Source organism: Streptomyces sp. NPDC001927 (assembly GCF_053594455.1).
Window position 1 is genome coordinate 177,262 of the sequence record NZ_JBSFEN010000007.1, and the last position, 14,991, is coordinate 192,252.

General features: G+C 72.5%; 14 protein-coding genes. 3 read left to right on the plus strand and 11 right to left on the minus strand.

Translation table 11 applies throughout. From position 1 onward, the window contains the following. Positions 1-59 precede the first annotated feature (59 nt). Positions 60-293, minus strand: coding sequence for a hypothetical protein (locus ACWCO8_RS20640; RefSeq protein WP_260230356.1), 234 nt, complete (start codon positions 291-293; stop codon positions 60-62). A 195-nt stretch (positions 294-488) separates the two neighbouring features. On the opposite strand from ACWCO8_RS20640, the gene ACWCO8_RS20645 reads away from it, so the two are divergent. Further along, positions 489-1,637, plus strand: coding sequence for a serine/threonine-protein kinase (locus ACWCO8_RS20645; protein ID WP_451033440.1), 1,149 nt, complete (start codon positions 489-491; stop codon positions 1,635-1,637). 65 nt (positions 1,638-1,702) lie between these two features. Here ACWCO8_RS20645 and ACWCO8_RS20650 read toward each other — a convergent pair whose 3' ends face one another. From ACWCO8_RS20650 to ACWCO8_RS20690, 9 genes are all read right to left on the minus strand, one after another. Further along, entirely contained in the window at positions 1,703-2,521 is an 819-nt protein-coding gene (locus tag ACWCO8_RS20650) for a TrmH family RNA methyltransferase (protein ID WP_362004684.1), read from the minus strand. Positions 2,522-2,585: 64 nt separating this feature from the next. Then, a complete protein-coding gene (gene cobA, locus ACWCO8_RS20655; protein ID WP_451033441.1) occupies positions 2,586-3,842 on the minus strand; it encodes a uroporphyrinogen-III C-methyltransferase in 1,257 nt (418 codons plus the stop codon). Between the two features lie 351 nt (positions 3,843-4,193). Then, positions 4,194-7,553, minus strand: a complete 3,360-nt coding sequence (gene cobT / locus ACWCO8_RS20660; RefSeq protein ID WP_451033442.1) for a nicotinate-nucleotide--dimethylbenzimidazole phosphoribosyltransferase — start codon at positions 7,551-7,553, stop codon at positions 4,194-4,196. 305 nt (positions 7,554-7,858) lie between these two features. Beyond that, entirely contained in the window at positions 7,859-9,061 is a 1,203-nt protein-coding gene (gene cbiE, locus ACWCO8_RS20665; protein WP_451033443.1) for a precorrin-6y C5,15-methyltransferase (decarboxylating) subunit CbiE, read from the minus strand. A gap of 71 nt (positions 9,062-9,132) precedes the next feature. Then, on the minus strand, positions 9,133-9,768 hold the full coding sequence (locus ACWCO8_RS20670) for a GNAT family N-acetyltransferase (protein ID WP_362004673.1): 636 nt from the start codon (positions 9,766-9,768) through the stop codon (positions 9,133-9,135). A 180-nt stretch (positions 9,769-9,948) separates the two neighbouring features. After that, positions 9,949-10,806, minus strand: a complete 858-nt coding sequence (locus tag ACWCO8_RS20675; RefSeq protein ID WP_451033444.1) for a MetQ/NlpA family ABC transporter substrate-binding protein — start codon at positions 10,804-10,806, stop codon at positions 9,949-9,951. A 79-nt stretch (positions 10,807-10,885) separates the two neighbouring features. Beyond that, a complete protein-coding gene (locus tag ACWCO8_RS20680) occupies positions 10,886-11,554 on the minus strand; it encodes a methionine ABC transporter permease (protein ID WP_362004667.1) in 669 nt (222 codons plus the stop codon). Beyond that, positions 11,551-12,645 (minus strand): methionine ABC transporter ATP-binding protein, encoded by a 1,095-nt coding sequence (locus ACWCO8_RS20685; protein WP_362004664.1) that lies wholly within the window; start codon positions 12,643-12,645, stop codon positions 11,551-11,553. The genes ACWCO8_RS20680 and ACWCO8_RS20685 overlap by 4 nt, the downstream gene beginning before the upstream one ends. 340 nt (positions 12,646-12,985) lie before the next feature. Beyond that, positions 12,986-13,633 carry an HAD-IA family hydrolase gene (locus ACWCO8_RS20690; RefSeq protein ID WP_362004661.1) on the minus strand — a complete coding sequence of 216 codons (648 nt, stop codon included), beginning with the start codon at positions 13,631-13,633 and terminating at the stop codon, positions 12,986-12,988. A 71-nt stretch (positions 13,634-13,704) separates the two neighbouring features. Between ACWCO8_RS20690 and ACWCO8_RS20695 the strand changes: the two genes are divergently transcribed. Together ACWCO8_RS20695 and ACWCO8_RS20700 are read left to right on the plus strand one after the other, a co-directional pair. Continuing rightward, complete coding sequence (locus ACWCO8_RS20695; protein ID WP_362004660.1) at positions 13,705-14,067, plus strand: hypothetical protein; 363 nt, start codon at positions 13,705-13,707, stop codon at positions 14,065-14,067. After that, positions 14,067-14,498 carry a hypothetical protein gene (locus ACWCO8_RS20700; RefSeq protein ID WP_451033445.1) on the plus strand — a complete coding sequence of 144 codons (432 nt, stop codon included), beginning with the start codon at positions 14,067-14,069 and terminating at the stop codon, positions 14,496-14,498. The genes ACWCO8_RS20695 and ACWCO8_RS20700 overlap by 1 nt, the downstream gene beginning before the upstream one ends. Positions 14,499-14,502: 4 nt before the next feature. Here the strand turns inward: ACWCO8_RS20700 and ACWCO8_RS20705 are convergent, their stop codons facing one another. Then, positions 14,503-14,985 (minus strand): GNAT family N-acetyltransferase, encoded by a 483-nt coding sequence (locus ACWCO8_RS20705; RefSeq protein WP_362004654.1) that lies wholly within the window; start codon positions 14,983-14,985, stop codon positions 14,503-14,505. Between the last annotated feature and the right edge of the window lie 6 nt (positions 14,986-14,991).

Consider the following 14,991-nt stretch of genomic DNA (forward strand, 5'->3'; position numbering starts at 1 on the left):
GGCCTACGGGAGGATGACGCGTACCCCCATGGCGTACTCCCCAGGGTGGAGAGAGCGACCTAGGTCTGAGGGTCTTCCCTGAGGGGGACCGGCTGCTCCACGAGGGCGAGGACCCGGCTCGCCATGAAGCGTGCCGTGCGCACGACGACCCCGGTGCGCGTGACTTCGCTCACTTCCACCACCCCTCTCCGTACCGCCGTCTCCACCCTCCGACCTGCCCTGCTGGCCACCACCTCGTACGTTCTTGTCGTGTCCCCCGCATCCACGACTATCTCCACGCGGTCACCCTTCATCGGTCGAATCCCCCTTCTGCGATGGGATGTTGGAAAATCGCTCGGTTTGGAAGGACCGCCCCGCGGCCCTCCTGACCGTCCCTCAAGTGTCCTCCCCAGCACTGACAATCGATGCGCGCGCGAGGGCGCGGCCTATGAGCACACCGGGGCGTCAATACGTAAGCTGTGCCACGTCGAACGGACGAGGGGACGGACATGGCGATGATGCGGCTCCGGCGCGAGGATCCGCGGATCGTCGGGTCGTTCCGGCTCCACCGCCGGCTCGGGGCCGGTGGGATGGGGGTCGTGTACCTGGGATCCGACCGGCGCGGGCAGCGCGTGGCGCTGAAGGTGATCCGGCCGGACCTGGCCGAGGACCAGGAGTTCCGCTCCCGGTTCGCCCGCGAGGTCTCCGCCGCCCGGCGGATCCGCGGCGGCTGCACGGCCCGGCTCGTCGCCGCCGACCTGGAGGCCGACCGGCCCTGGTTCGCCACCCAGTACGTCCCCGGCCCCTCCCTCCACGACCGCGTCGCCGAGGAAGGGCCACTGCGCGCCGCCGACGTCGCCGCCATCGGGGCCGCGCTCTCGGAAGGCCTCGTCGCCGTCCACGAGGCCGGCGTCGTCCACCGCGACCTCAAGCCGTCGAACATCCTGCTGTCCCCCAAGGGGCCCCGGATCATCGACTTCGGCATCGCCTGGGCCACCGGCGCCAGCACCCTCACCCACGTCGGCACCGCCGTCGGCTCCCCCGGCTTCCTCGCCCCCGAGCAGGTACGAGGCGCCGCCGTCACCCCCGCTACGGACGTCTTCTCGCTCGGCGCCACCCTCGCGTACGCGGCGATGGCGGACTCGCCCTTCGGGCACGGCAGTTCTGAAGTCATGCTCTACCGCGTCGTGCACGAGGAGCCGCAGCTCGGCGGCGTGCCGGACGCCCTTGCGCCGCTCGTCCGGGCCTGTCTGGCCAAGGACCCCGAGGACCGGCCCAGCACCCTTCAGCTCTCCATGCGGCTCAAGGAGATCGCCGCCCGCGAGGCCCAGGGGCTGCCCGTCGCGCGGCCTCCGGTGCAGCGGGAGCGTACCGAGCAGTCGACCGGCAGCCGGCCGACCGAGCGTTACACCGAGCGCACCACCGACTCGCGGCCGTCCGCGCCGTCCCGTACCGGCGGGCGTTCCTCCTCCGCCTCCGCCTCCCAGTCCCGGCCCAACGGGCGCCCCTCCGCCTCCCGGCCCGGTGGTTCGCGCACCACCTCGACCGGGCGGCGGCCCGCCAACCCTCGGCTGCTGCGGCAGCGGTTGTTCGTGTTCGTGGTGGTGACGCTTGTCGTCGCGTTGGGGATCGCTGCGGCGCAGGCGTTGCAGGGGTAGCTGGGCTGGGGGGTGGTGCGCTGGGGGTAGCTGCGGGGGTGGTGCGCTGTGGGGCGCTGTCCCCCTCAGTCCTGTGGGCGGCCGCTCGCCACCGCGTAGAAGGCCACCGCCGCCGCCGCGCCCACGTTCAGCGAGTCGACTCCGTGCGCCATCGGGATGCGGACCCACTCGTCCGCCGCCCTCAGCGCCTGCGTCGACAGGCCGTCGCCCTCCGCGCCCAGCATCAGCGCCGCCCGCTCCAGCTTGTGCGGGGCCGCCACGTCGATCGGAGAGGCCTTCTCGTCCGGGGTCAGGGCGAGCAGCTTGAAGCCCGCCTCCCGTACGGCCTCCAGACCACGCGGCCAGGTCTCCAGACGGGCGTACGGGACCGAGAAGACCGCGCCCATGGAAACCTTCACCGACCGGCGGTACAGCGGGTCCGCGCAGTCCGGGGAGAGGATCACCGCGTCCATGCCGAGCGCGGCCGCGCTGCGGAAGATGGCGCCGATGTTGGTGTGATCGTTGACCGACTCCATCACCGCGACCCGGCGGGCCGGGCGGAGCAGGTCCTCCGCGCTCGGCAGCGGCTTGCGCTGCATGGAGGCGAGGGCGCCACGGTGCACGTGGTAGCCCGTGACCCGCTCGGCGAGCTCCGGCTGGACCGCGTACACCGGCGCCGGGACCTCGTCGATGACATCGCGCATGACATCGACCCACTTGGCGGAGAGCAGCATCGACCGCATCTCGTACCCGGCCTGCCGGGCCCGGCGGATGACCTTCTCGCCCTCGGCGATGAACAGGCCCTCGGCGGGCTCGCGCCTGCGGCGCAGCTCCACGTCGGTCAGGCCGGTGTAGTCGCTCAGGCGCGGGTCGTCGGGGTCGTCGATCGTGATGAGTTCGGCCACGTGGTGATACTGCCTTGTCCGGGGTGCGGTGCCAATGTGTGTGCGGTGGGGGTGGGTGCCGCCGCTAGGGCTTGGGGGGCTGCTGGTTGAGCTTCTCCGGGCCCTCTGCCACCACGTCGCCGATCACGATCACCGCCGGCGGGCGGACCTCCTCGGTCCTGACCGTCTCCGCGACCGTCGCCAGCGTGGCGTCCACGCGGCGCTGGGTGGCCGTGGTGCCCTCCTGGACCAGGGCAAGCGGGGTCTCCGGGGACTTGCCGTGCTCGATGAGCGCCTCGGCGATCTTCCCGATCTTGTCGACGCCCATCAGGATCACCAGCGTGCCGGTCAGCTTGGCCAGCGACGCCCAGTCGACGAGGGAGCGCGGGTCGTCCGGCGCCACGTGGCCGCTGACGACGGTGAACTCGTGGGCCACCCCGCGGTGCGTCACCGGGATGCCGGCCGCGCCCGGGACCGAGATCGAGCTGGAGATGCCGGGGACGACCGTGCAGGCGATACCCTCCGCCGCCAGCGCCTGGGCCTCTTCCATGCCCCGGCCGAAGACGAAGGGGTCGCCGCCCTTGAGGCGTACGACCGACTTGCCGGCCTTGGCGTGCTCGATCAGCGCGTTGTTGATGGCCTCCTGCGCCATGAAGCGGCCGTACGGGATCTTCGCCGCATCGATCACCTCGACGTGCGGGGGCAGCTCGGCGAGCAGGTCGCGAGGGCCCAGGCGGTCGGCGATGACCACGTCGGCCTCGGCGAGGAGTCGGCGGCCGCGGACCGTGATCAGGTCGGGGTCGCCGGGGCCGCCGCCGACCAGGGCCACGAAGGGGCTGCGCGTACGGTGCGCGGGGGCGGCGATCGAGCCGTCCCGGAGGCCCTCGACGATCGCGTCGCGCACGGCGGCGGAGCGGCGGGGGTCGTGGCCCGTGAGCACGGCTACCGTGACGCCCTCGCTGCGGCCCGTGGCCGGGGTCCAGGCGGTGGCTGCCTCGGCGTCGTCGGAGCGCACGCACCAGGTCTTCGTCCGCTCGGCCTCCGCGGAGGCGGCCGCGTTGGCGGTGGGGTCGCTGGTGGCGACGAGCGCGTACCAGGCGTCGGCGATGTCCCCGTCCTCGTACCGGCGCTTGATCCAGGTGATCTCGCCGGTCTCCGCCATCGCTTCGACCGAGGGGGTCGCGGAGGGTGAGATGAGGGTGATCGCCGCGCCGGCGTTGATCAGTGCCGGGAGTCGGCGCTGGGCCACCTGGCCGCCGCCGAGGACGACGACGCGCCGGCCGGAGAGGCGGAGGCCTACCGGGTAGGCGGGGTGCGCGGCGGAGGCTACGGGGTCGGCCATCTTGAGCGGCTCCTCGGAGAGCGGGGTCTGCGTCTGCGGGCCGCTGCTGCGGTGGAGCGGCTGGTGGGGGGGGGGTGGGTGCTGGGGGGGGTGGGTGCTGGGGGGCCTACCCCCGGTGACCACGATATCGGTCACCTGGGGTGGGCGACCTGTGACGGATGTCCCTCGCTCGCGCCGTGGAGCGGTGCCGTGGGGGCCGCTCCGGGTCCGCGTTCGGGACTGCATGATTTACGGCGCGCGGGGGACCATGAACGCGGCGCTCTCGCGCGCCACAAATCACGCTTTACGTCCCGAACGCGGACCCTGCGCGGCCCCCACTCCCGTCGGAGTGGGGGCGGCGGCACGCGTCTTCTACTTCTCCGTCACGCCTGCCGAGTCGAACGTCGCCACCTCGTGCATGGCCCTTGCCGCGCTCTGGACGACCGGGAGGGCGAGGAGGGCGCCCGTGCCCTCGCCGAGGCGCAGGTCGAGGTCGACCAGCGGGCGCAGGCCCAGCTTGTTGAGGGCCGCCACGTGGCCCGGCTCGGCGCTGCGGTGACCCGCGATGCAGGCCGCGAGGGACTCGGGCGCGATCGCCCGGGCCACCAGTGCCGCCGCGCCCGTCGAGACGCCGTCGAGGACGACCGGGACGCGCAGCGAGGCCGCGCCCAGGATGAGGCCGACGAGCGCCGCGTGCTCCAGGCCGCCGATGGCCGAGAGGACGCCGATGGGGTCCGCCGGGTCCGGCTTGTGGAGGTCGAGAGCGCGACGGACGACGTCCACCTTGCGGGCGTGCATCTCGTCGTTGATGCCCGTGCCCCGACCGGTCACCTCGACCGGGTCGACGCCCGTGTACACGGAGATCAGCGCGGCCGACGCGGTGGTGTTCGCGATGCCCATCTCGCCGGTCAGGAGGGCCTTGTTGCCCGCCGCCACGAGATCGCGGGCCGTCTCGATGCCCACCTCGATCGCCGACAGGACCTCTTCACGGGTCATGGCGAGGCCCGTGGTGAAGTCGCCCGTACCGGCGCGGACCTTGCGGGGCAGGAGGCCCGGGGTCGCGGGGAGGTCCGACGCCACGCCTACGTCGATCACGCAGACCTCGGCGCCGACCTGGTTGGCGAACGCGTTGCAGACCGCTCCCCCGCCGAGGAAGTTCGCGACCATCTGGCCGGTCACCTCCTGCGGCCAGGCGGTGACCCCCTGGGCGTGCACGCCGTGGTCACCCGCGAAGATCGCGACCGCGGCCGGCTCGGGGATCGGCGGCGGGCACATCCGGGAGAGGCCGGCGAGCTGCGCGGAGATGATCTCCAGCATGCCCAGGGCCCCTGCGGGCTTGGTCATGCGCTTCTGCCGCTCCCAGGCCTCGCCGAGCGCCTTGGCGTCCAGCGGGCGGATGTTGGCGACGGTCTCCTGGAGCAGGTCGTGCGGCTCCTCACCGGGCAGCGCCCGGCGGCCGTACGTCTCCTCGTGCACGACCCAGGACAGCGGGCGGCGCTTGGACCAGCCCGCCTGCATCAGCTCGGGCTCCTCGGGGAACTCGTCGACGTAACCGACACAGAGGTACGCCACCACTTCGAGGTGCTCGGGCAGGCCGAGGGCGCGCACCATCTCGCGCTCGTCGAAGAAGCTGACCCAGCCGACGCCGAGGCCCTCGGCGCGGGCCGCGAGCCAGAGGTTCTCGACGGCGAGCGCCGAGGAGTACGGGGCCATCTGCGGCTGTGTGTAGCGGCCCAGAGTGTGCCGGCCGCCCCGCGTGGGGTCGGCGGTCACGACGATGTTGACCGGGGTGTCGAGGATCGCCTCGATCTTCAGTTCCTTGAACTGCTTCGCCCGCGCCTTGGGCAGCGACTTGGCGTACGCCTCGCGCTGACGCTGGGCCAGTTCGTGCATCGCCCGGCGGGTCTCCGCCGAGCGGATCACGACGAAGTCCCAAGGCTGCGAGTGGCCGACGCTGGGGGCCGTGTGCGCGGCCTCCAGGACGCGGAGCAGCACCTCGTGCGGGATCGGGTCCGAACGGAAGCCGTTGCGGATGTCCCGGCGCTCCCGCATGACCCGGAGCACCGCCTCACGCTCCGCGTCGTCGTAGCCCGGAGCGGCCGGCGTCGGCGCGGACTCGGACTCCGGTGCCGCGGGCTGGGACTCCGGTGCCGACGTCGGCGCGGACTCGGACTCCGGTGCCGTGGACTCGGACTCCGGTGCCGACGTCGGCGCGGACTCGGACTCCGGTGCCGTGGACTCGGACTCCGGTGCCGACGTCGGCTCCGGTGCCGACTCCGACTGCTCTGCCGGTACCGGCTCCTGCTCCGGTGCCGGCACCGACGCGGCGACGGGCTGCTCTGCGGCTTCTACGAGTTCCTCGGCTGCCGGTTCCTCGACCACTGGTACGAGGTCCTCGGCCGGGGGTTCCTCGGCTACGAGATCCTCTGCGGCCGGTTCCTCGGCGGTGGGGTCCTCTGCCGGGGGTTCCTCCGCTGCCGGGGGCGTCGCCAGGGCGTCCGTGACCGTGAGTTCCGGCGTCGGGGGCTCCGGGGTGGCCGTGGTCTCGGGCTCGGGCTCCTCGGTCGGGAGGGCCTCGGCCTGGGGCTCGGGGTCCGTCGGGGGCTCTTCGGCCGGGGGCGGCTCGGGTGCCGGGGGCGGGGTGAGGTCGGCCGCCTGGGGCTCCTCCGCGGGGGGCTCGGGCTGCGGGACCGGTACGGCTGCGGCCGGGCCGCCGTCGCGCGGGGCCGGGACCGCGGCAGGGGCCTCCACCGCGGGGGGCTCGGGGGCCTCCACCGCGGGGTCTTCCGGTGCCGGGGTGGGCGCGAGGTGCGGGGTCGTCGGGAGGGTGCCCTCGACCGGGACGAACTGGCCGACCGTTTCTGCGGGCACGGGTGCCTGGGGCTGCGGGTCCCACGGAACGGCGCCCTGCGGCGGGACGTCGCCGAGCTGGGGCGCGGCGGGCGCGGCCTGCTCCTGGGGGACGTCGAGGTATTCGAGGCCGGAGGTCGGCGGTCCCGCGACCCGGGTCGGCATCGGCGCCGGGGCCGTCGCGGCGACCGGCATGGGCGTCGGCGCGGGCGCGGCCACCGGGGCCGCGGCGGGGCCGCGGTCGGCGAGGGAGCGGACGACGCCGCCGGTCTCCGGGACCGGCGGGCCCATGTGCAGCGGGCGGCGGGCGGGCGGCGGGGTCGTGGCGGCAGGCGCGGGTACGCGTACGGCCCCGAGGTCCACGGAACCCGAGTCGCGGCCGGCGGCCTCGTGGGCGCCGGTGTCCAGGATCCCGGGCTCGTACCCGTGATCGGTCACGGCCTCGACCGGCACGCCGTGCGCGGGGGTCGAGAGGCCAAGGGGCACGCCGTGGGCCGGGGTGGCGATCGGCTCGTGGGCGACCGGAGCCGGGGTCGAGAGGCCCAGAGGCACGCCGTGGGGCGGGGTGGCGACCGGGGTCATCGGGGTCTGGGCGGCGAGGGCGTCGGCGATCGGGCCGGCCAGCGGGTCGGTGAGCGGGTCACCGACCGGCGGCATCATGCCCGGGGCCGGGACCGCGACGGGCGGGGCGGACACGGCGCCCGGCGTGTGCTCGCTCCAGGCGCCCTGGGCGCCCGGCATCAGAAGCAGGTCGTCGTCCTCGGCTGCGTGCTCGGAGGGGTCCAGGAAGGTGTACGCGCCCGGAGCGGGGATGCCCGGCTGCTCGACCATGCCTGCGTTCTCCGGCAGCCCCTCGCCCGGGACCTGGCCGGTGTCCGTCATGCGTACCCCTCGCCCATCGGTTGTGCTCCTTCAGACCTTCGCCCGTCAACAAGAACGAGCGTGCGCGCCGTGCGGCACGAATGACGCGCGGGCACCCCAGCATTGTCGCGGCCATCGGCCGTCGTGACAGGCGGATCCGCCACGGTTTGCTGTGGACTGCGCCACGTCGCGCGTCCCCCCGTTGCCCCGTACCACATCAGGGGCCCTCTCGGGCCCCTCTGTCCGGATATTGGCGAACAAAACACCGAAGGCCCGGGCGCGGTACAACGATCGGCCAGCCTACCTGGCCCGGTGACGGGGCATGGTCAGGGGGCGCGCTCGATCCGGCGTCCGGAGAGCAGGAAGACGACCGTGCGGGCGCGCTCCGACCAGTCGTCGGGGTCGAGGCCGACGCTCTGCAGGAGGGCGCATTCGACGTCGTAGCCGCCGTCGGCGAGGGCCGCGCCGACGGCCTCGGCCTCGTCGCGGGTGGAGGCGTGGGCGACGATCCGTTCGGGCCTGCGGGCGGTGCAGGCGGTGACGACGGGGACGCCGCCGCCCCCGATCCGTACGACATCGGGTTCGGGCAGCCGTTCCAGGACGTGCGGGGCGCGGCCGCGGACGGCCTGGAGCTGGACGCCGTGGCGTCGGGCGGCCGCCTCCGTGCGGGCGCAGGCCTCCGGGTCGGCGTCCACGGCGATGACGGCGGCGCCGAAGCGGGCGGCCTCGACGGCGAGGGCTCCGCCGCCGCAGCCGATGTCCCAGACGAGGTCGCCGACGCGCGGGCCGAGGCGGGCGAGCTGGGCGGCGCGCAGGGTGCGGTCCTCGCCGGTGCCGCCGCGTGCGGGGACTTCCGGGGGCAGCGCCCAGCCGCGTACGGCCGGGGTCTCCTGGCCCATGAGCCAGCCGCCGGCCGGGGCGCCGGCGGTGCCGCCGATGACGATGACGACGTTGGGGTCGCGCCAGACGTGGTCGGCGGCCTTGTCGGAGGTGAGGACGGTGACCTGTTCGCGGTCGGTGCCGAGCTCCTCGCAGATGACGAAGGTGCGGTGGACGCCTTCGAGGAGGAGGGCGAGTTCGGCGGGGCCCGCGCCGGGCGAGGTGAGGACGGCGACCTTGGGGTGGGCGCGGCAGACGTTGACGGCGCGGCGCAGGGTGCGCTGGTGGGCGACGACGATCCGGGCGTCGTCCCAGGGCATGCTGGCCCGGGCGAAGGCGGCGGCGACGGAGGAGACGGCGGGGACGACCTCGACCTCCAGGCCGTGCTCGGGGGCGCGCAGGGTGCGGACGACGCCGAAGAAGCCGGGGTCGCCGTCGGCGAGGACGACGGCGGTGCCGCGGTGTCCGGCTATGCGGCGGGCGGCGAGGTCGACGCTGCCGAGGCGGATCCTTTCGGCACCGGGCGGGACCTCGGGCAGGGCGAGGTGGTGCGCGGCGCCCGCCACGAGCGTGGCGGCGGAGAGCGCGGACCGGGCCGCTGCGGTGAGGGGCGAGCCGTCCCAGCCGATCACCGTGACCCGGTCGGCCATCGTCGTCTGTCTCCTGAGGTATTTGTCGCAGGTCGGGGGCGTGTGAAGGGTACCCGGGATCGGTTGCGGGCTCAGCTCCAGTCGGTGAAGGAGGAGTATCCGGCCTCCGCCATCTGGTCCGCGACGCCTTCGAGGTCCTCGGGGAGCAGTCCCCAGACGATGAAATCGGTGCGCAGGTCGGCCCAGGTGCCGTCCTCGGTGCGGGTGCGGGCTATGCACGCGTTTCTGAGGACGCCCTCGCTGATGCAGCCGATCTTCTGGGCGACCTGCTGGGAGGCGGTGTTGTCGGCGGCGGTGCGCAGCTCGATGCGTTCGAAGTGCTGGTCGCCGAAGAGCCATTGGGCGGTGGCGAGGGCGGCTTCGGTGGCGTAGCCCTCGCCGCGGGCCCAGGGGGCGACGATGTAGGAGATCTCGGTGGAGCGGACGCGCCAGTTGGTGTGGCTGAGCTGGATGATGCCGACCAGGCGCTGGGTGAGGAATTCGGTGACGGCGAGGTCGAGGCCCCGTCCGGTGGTGCGTTCGGTGGGCGCGTACTCGGTGATCCAGCGGAGCGCGGCGTCCTCGGTGTAGGGCTGGGGGACGGCCGTCCAGGCCGCGACCATCTCGTCGTTCATCATCTCGGCGAGGGCGGGCGCGTCCGCCTCTTCGAGCGCGCGCAGCACCAACCGGTCCGTGTTGATGGAGATGTCCGGAAAGGTGGTAGTCATGCGCAGCTCCATGCCGTGGACCGTCCGAATCGACCGTGAACGCACAGCATGCAGCATGCTGCTGTCGGTGTGCATGGCCGGGTCCGATGTGGCGTCAGATGTCGGTGCGTACAACGGCGAAGGCCCCGCGCACCGGGACGGGGTGCGGGGGCCTTCGGCACAGGAACCGTACGGCGGGCCTTACTTGGCGGGGGCGCCGAAGGCCGGGATGACCGAGCCGTCGTAGGTGTCCTCGATGTACTTCTTCACCTCGGGCGAGTTGAGGAGCTTGGCGAGCTTCTGCACGCGGGCGTCGTTCTCGTTGCCCTTCTTGACGGCGAGGAAGTTGGCGTACGGGTTGCCCTCGGCCTTCTCGATGGCGATGGCGTCCTTGGCCGGGGAGAGCTTGGCCTCGATGGCGTAGTTGCCGTTGATGACGGCGGCGTCCACGTCGTTCAGGGCGCGGGGCACGGTGGCGGCCTCCAGCTCCTTGAACTCCAGGCCCTTCTTGTCCGTGATGTCGGAGAGCTTGGCGTTGGTGCCGACGCCGTCCTTGAGGGTGATGAGACCGTTCTCGGCGAGCAGCTGGAGGGCGCGGCCGCCGTTGGTGGTGTCGTTGGGGACGGCGATGGTCTGGCCGGGCTTGATGTCCGAGAGGGCCTTGACCTTCTTGGAGTAGAGGCCGAGGGGCTCCAGGTGGACGTTGACCACCGGGACGATGGTGGTGTTGTTCTTCTGGTTGAAGTCGTCGAGGTACGGCTTGTGCTGGAAGAAGTTGGCGTCGACCTGGCCGGACTGAGTGGCGGTGTTCGGCAGGACGTAGTCCGTGAACTCCTTCACCTCCAGCTTCAGGCCCTCCTTCGCGGCGAGGTTGTCCTTGACGTAGTTGAGGATGTCGGCGTGCGGCGTCGGGGACGCGGCGACGACGAGCGGCTTGTCGGCGGAGCCGGCCGCGTCCTTGGCGGAGGACGGGTCCGAGGCGGTGCCGCAGGCGGTGAGGCCGAGGGCGAGCGCGGCGGTGGCGGCGATGCCGGCGGTGAGCTTGATGTTCTTACGCACGAAGAGTGCCTCTTTCTGGTGGTGCGGTGGACGCCTGGACAACAAGTCCGGGCTCTTCTTCGAAGGACGAAGTCTGGGGTTACGCGGTCCGGCCGCGGCGGGCGAGGAGCCGGACGGCGAGGTCGCCGATGAGCTGGACGACGGTGACGATCGCGATCAGGACGACGACGGTGACCAGCATGAACTGGGTGTCGAAGCGCTGGTATCCGTAGGTGATCGCCTTGGAGCCGAGGCCTTCGCCGCCGACCGCGCCGGCCATCGCGGAGTAGCCGATGAGCACGATGACGGTGGTGGTGGTCCCGGAGACCAGCGAGGGCAGCGCCTGCGGCAGCAGCACCTTGCGGATGATCGTCGGCACGGAGCCGCCCATGGACTGGACGGCCTCCACGAGGCCGTGGTCGACCTCGCGGATCGAGGTCTCGACGAGGCGCGCGAAGAACGGGATGGCGCCGATGGCGAGCGGGACGATCATCGCGGTGGGGCCGATGAAGGTGCCGACGACGAAGGTCGTGAAGGGGATCAGGGCGATCAGCAGGATGATGAACGGCAGCGAGCGGCCGATGTTCACGATCACGCCGACGACCTTGTTGACCACGGTGTTCTGCAGCAGTCCGCCCTTGTCCGTGAGGACGAGGAGGATGCCGAGCGGCAGTCCGCCGAGGACGGTGACGAACGTGGCCCACAGGACCATGTAGAGGGTGTCGACGGTGCCCTGCTCCAGCAGCGGCTGCATCTCCGACCAGGTCACTTGGCACCTTCCTTGACGAGTACGGCGCCGGCGGCGGCGTCCTCTTCGACGACGTCGACCTGGAGGCCCTGCTCGCGCAGGAAGCCGACGGGTACGACGTTCTCCTCGTAACGGCCGGGCAGTTCGATCCGCATCCGGCCGATCTGCTTGCCGCCGACGGTGTCCATGGCGGCGCCGAGGATCGAGATGTCGATGTTGTACGTACGGGAGAGCTGGGAGATCACCGGCTGGGTGGCGGCCTCGCCGTGGAAGGTGACGTCGACGACCGTGCGGTCGGGGCCGGTGGCGGCGCCGCTGACCGGGAAGAGTTCGGCGGCCAGTTCGGAGCCGGGGGTGGCGAGCAGTTCGCTCACGGTGCCGGACTCGACGATCCTGCCCCGCTGCATCAGCGCGGCCGAGTCGCAGATCGTCTTGACGACGTCCATCTCGTGCGTGATGAGCAGGACGGTGAGGCCGAGCTGCTGGTTGAGGTCGCGCAGCAGCTGGAGGATGGAGCGGGTGGTCTCCGGGTCGAGGGCGCTGGTGGCCTCGTCGGAGAGCAGGACCTTGGGGTTGCCGGCCAGGGCGCGGGCTATGCCGACGCGCTGCTTCTGGCCGCCGGAGAGCTGGCCGGGGTAGGCCTTGGCCTTGTCGGCGAGGCCGACGAGGTCGAGGAGTTCCAGGGCGCGGCGGGTGCGCTCGGCGCCGGAGACGCCGAGGATCTCCAGGGGGAGCTCGATGTTGTCCTTGACCGTGCGCGAGGACAGCAGGTTGAAGTGCTGGAAGACCATGCCGATGCTGCTGCGCGCGCGGCGCAGGTCCTTGCCGGCGCGGCGGCCGGTGGCGGCGAGCGCGGTGAGGTCGACGCCGTCCACGGTCACGGTGCCGGAGGTGGGGCGCTCCAGGAGGTTGACGCAGCGGATGAGCGAGGACTTGCCGGCGCCGCTCTGGCCGATCACGCCGAACACCTCGCCCTCGCGGACGTGGAGGTCGACGCCGTCCAGAGCGGTGACCTGGCGGCCTCGCGACTCGTAGACCTTGGTCAGGCCCGAAGTGGTGATCACAGGGGTTTCCGTCACTGTCGAGTGCACGGCGCGGGGTCCGCCGGGCACGGGGCATTCGTCGTTCGGACAGTCAGGCGCGGATCGGCCGCTTCGGTGGGTGAACCGGAGGCAGCACGCGCGCGGGGCAGGCACGGTCCGTCGCTCGGGGCGTGCGGATCGGCTCGGCCGTCGTGTCTCGCTTCGGGGCGCGAGGCGCAGGCGGGGGCCCTCAGAAGGCGCACATTCGACACATACAACGAGCACCGGGCGTCGTGATCGCCTCGGTCGCAAGGGTGCGGCTGCTCGTCGTGGTCATGTCTGCAAGTAAAGCACGCAGGGGTACGACGACTTCGGGGGTGTCCGAATAGCGGACGTCGTTGAGACAGTATGCGGACACCCCCGGCGGGCGTCAGACGCCCAGGACGATCTCCACTCCCCCGTCCGTGGCCTGCGCGGACACGGCGGAGAGGTCGGTGACGACGAAGTCCGCGTCGAGCTCGGCACGGTCGTGGGTTGTGGCCAAGGCCACGGTCCGCATGCCCGCGGCGCGGCCGGCGGCGAGACCTGCGGGGGCGTCCTCGAAGACCACGCAGGCGGCCGGGTCGACGCCGAGTTTCGCGGCGGCGAGCAGGAAGGGCTCCGGGTCGGGCTTGCCGCGCGTGATGTCGTCGGCGGCGACGAGGGTGGCGAAGTCGATGCCGGCCTCGCGCAGCCGCGCCTCGCCGAGCGGGCGGGTCGCGGAGGTGACGACGGCCCAGCGGTCGGCCGGGAGGGAGGAGAGCAGTTCCTTGGTGCCGGGCAGCAGCTCGACGCCGCCGGGTACGTCCTCGACCTCGAGCTGCTCGATGCGGCGCAGGGCGTCCGGCACCCGGGCGGCGGGCAGCAGGTCGGCGATGATCTCGGCGGCGGGGCGGCCGTGCAGCTCGACGCGGGCGAAGTCCTCGGCCGTGATCCCGTACTCCTGCGCCCAGCGGGTCCAGCAGCGGTACACGGACGCCATGGAGGAGACGAGGGTTCCGTCGTTGTCGAACAGGAGGGCTTCCGCGCGTATCTTCATGGCCCCCGACCCTACGGGGCGGGTGGGGGGTGAGCGCATCGGGCCTTTCGGCCCGTAATACCCTCGGGCGCATGCTTGACGCCCTGACGGTCGCGGTCTCGGTGGCCGCGCTCGCCCTCGCCGCCTGGTGCGGCTTCGCCTTCACCCGCGACCAGCCGACCAAGGACTGGCACTTCATCGGCATGGCCGTGGTGACCTTCCTCGCCCTGGTGCAGCTGGTCGTCGGCATCGTGCGGCTCGCCGGCGGCGACCAGGCCGAGGAGGGGACGACGATCTTCGTCGCGTACCTGCTGGGCGCGCTGTGCGCGGTGCCCGCGGCCGGCTTCATGTCGTTGACGGAGCGCAGCCGCTGGGGCTCGGCGACGGTGGCGGCGAGCGGGGTCGTGCTCGCGGTCCTGGAAGTACGTCTCTTCGACATCTGGACGGTGGGCTGATGACCGCGACGGAGGAGACCGGCACGGGCACGCGCCTGGTCACGGGCCCCGGCATGCTGCTGGTCTGGCTGTACGGGGTGATGTCGGTCGGCGCGGTCTCGCGCTCGATCTACCAGATCGCGACCGAGTTCGACCGGGCGCCGCTCGCGTACGCGCTGTCGGCGGTGGCGGCCGTGGTGTACGCCTTCATCACGTACACGCTGGTCCGCGGTGGGGAGACGGCCCGCAGGGCGGCGCTGGTGTGCTGCGCCGCCGAGCTGGTGGGCGTACTGACCGTGGGGACCTGGACGCTGGCCGACCCGTCCGCGTTCCCCGACGCCACGGTCTGGTCGGACTACGGCTACGGCTACATCTTCATCCCGATCCTGCTGCCGGTGACCGGGATCTGGTGGCTGCGGCGGTCGCGGACGACCGCCGTCGAGGCCGCTTAGGCGTTCAGGCCGCCTTCTCCAGGGTCACGAGCGTGAGCCGGGGGCCGATCTCGCGGGCGGCCACCTGCTCGTACCCCTTGCTGCGGTAGAGCCGGAGGTTGCCCTCGCTGCGGTGGCCCGTGAAGAGCTGGAAGCGCTTGGCGGTGGGCGCCGGGTCGCCGGCGAAGTGGCCCTCGATGGCGTCGAGGAGCCGGCCGCCGAGGCCGTGGCGCTGCATGCGCGGGTGGACGATGAGCTTGGAGATCCGTACGGTGCCGGCCTCGTCGACCCGGCCGCGGACGGAGGCGACGATCTCGTCGCCGAGACGGGCCACGAGCCCGTACCCCTCGGAGAGTTCGGCGCGCAGGGCGTCGAGGGTCTGGGTGAGCGGCTCGATGGCGTAGTCGCCGTAGAGCTCGGCCTCGCTCTGGTAACAGAGGTACTGCAACTTCAGTATGTGCTCCGCGTCCTGCGCGTCAGCCGCTGAGATGGTCACGCTCATGCCCATGTGTGC

Bases quoted from the DNA above. Each gene is read 5' to 3' on its own strand.
- ACWCO8_RS20690 (WP_362004661.1), bottom strand. From the start codon at position 13,633: ATGAAGATACGCGCGGAAGCCCTCCTGTTCGACAACGACGGAACCCTC.
- ACWCO8_RS20700 (WP_451033445.1), top strand. From the start codon at position 14,067: ATGACCGCGACGGAGGAGACCGGCACGGGCACGCGCCTGGTCACGGGC.
- cobT (WP_451033442.1), bottom strand. From the start codon at position 7,553: ATGACGGACACCGGCCAGGTCCCGGGCGAGGGGCTGCCGGAGAACGCA.
- ACWCO8_RS20705 (WP_362004654.1), bottom strand. From the start codon at position 14,985: ATGGGCATGAGCGTGACCATCTCAGCGGCTGACGCGCAGGACGCGGAG.
- ACWCO8_RS20670 (WP_362004673.1), bottom strand. From the start codon at position 9,768: ATGACTACCACCTTTCCGGACATCTCCATCAACACGGACCGGTTGGTG.
- ACWCO8_RS20695 (WP_362004660.1), top strand. From the start codon at position 13,705: ATGCTTGACGCCCTGACGGTCGCGGTCTCGGTGGCCGCGCTCGCCCTC.
- ACWCO8_RS20640 (WP_260230356.1), bottom strand. From the start codon at position 293: ATGAAGGGTGACCGCGTGGAGATAGTCGTGGATGCGGGGGACACGACA.
- cobA (WP_451033441.1), bottom strand. From the start codon at position 3,842: ATGGCCGACCCCGTAGCCTCCGCCGCGCACCCCGCCTACCCGGTAGGC.
- cbiE (WP_451033443.1), bottom strand. From the start codon at position 9,061: ATGGCCGACCGGGTCACGGTGATCGGCTGGGACGGCTCGCCCCTCACC.
- ACWCO8_RS20645 (WP_451033440.1), top strand. From the start codon at position 489: ATGGCGATGATGCGGCTCCGGCGCGAGGATCCGCGGATCGTCGGGTCG.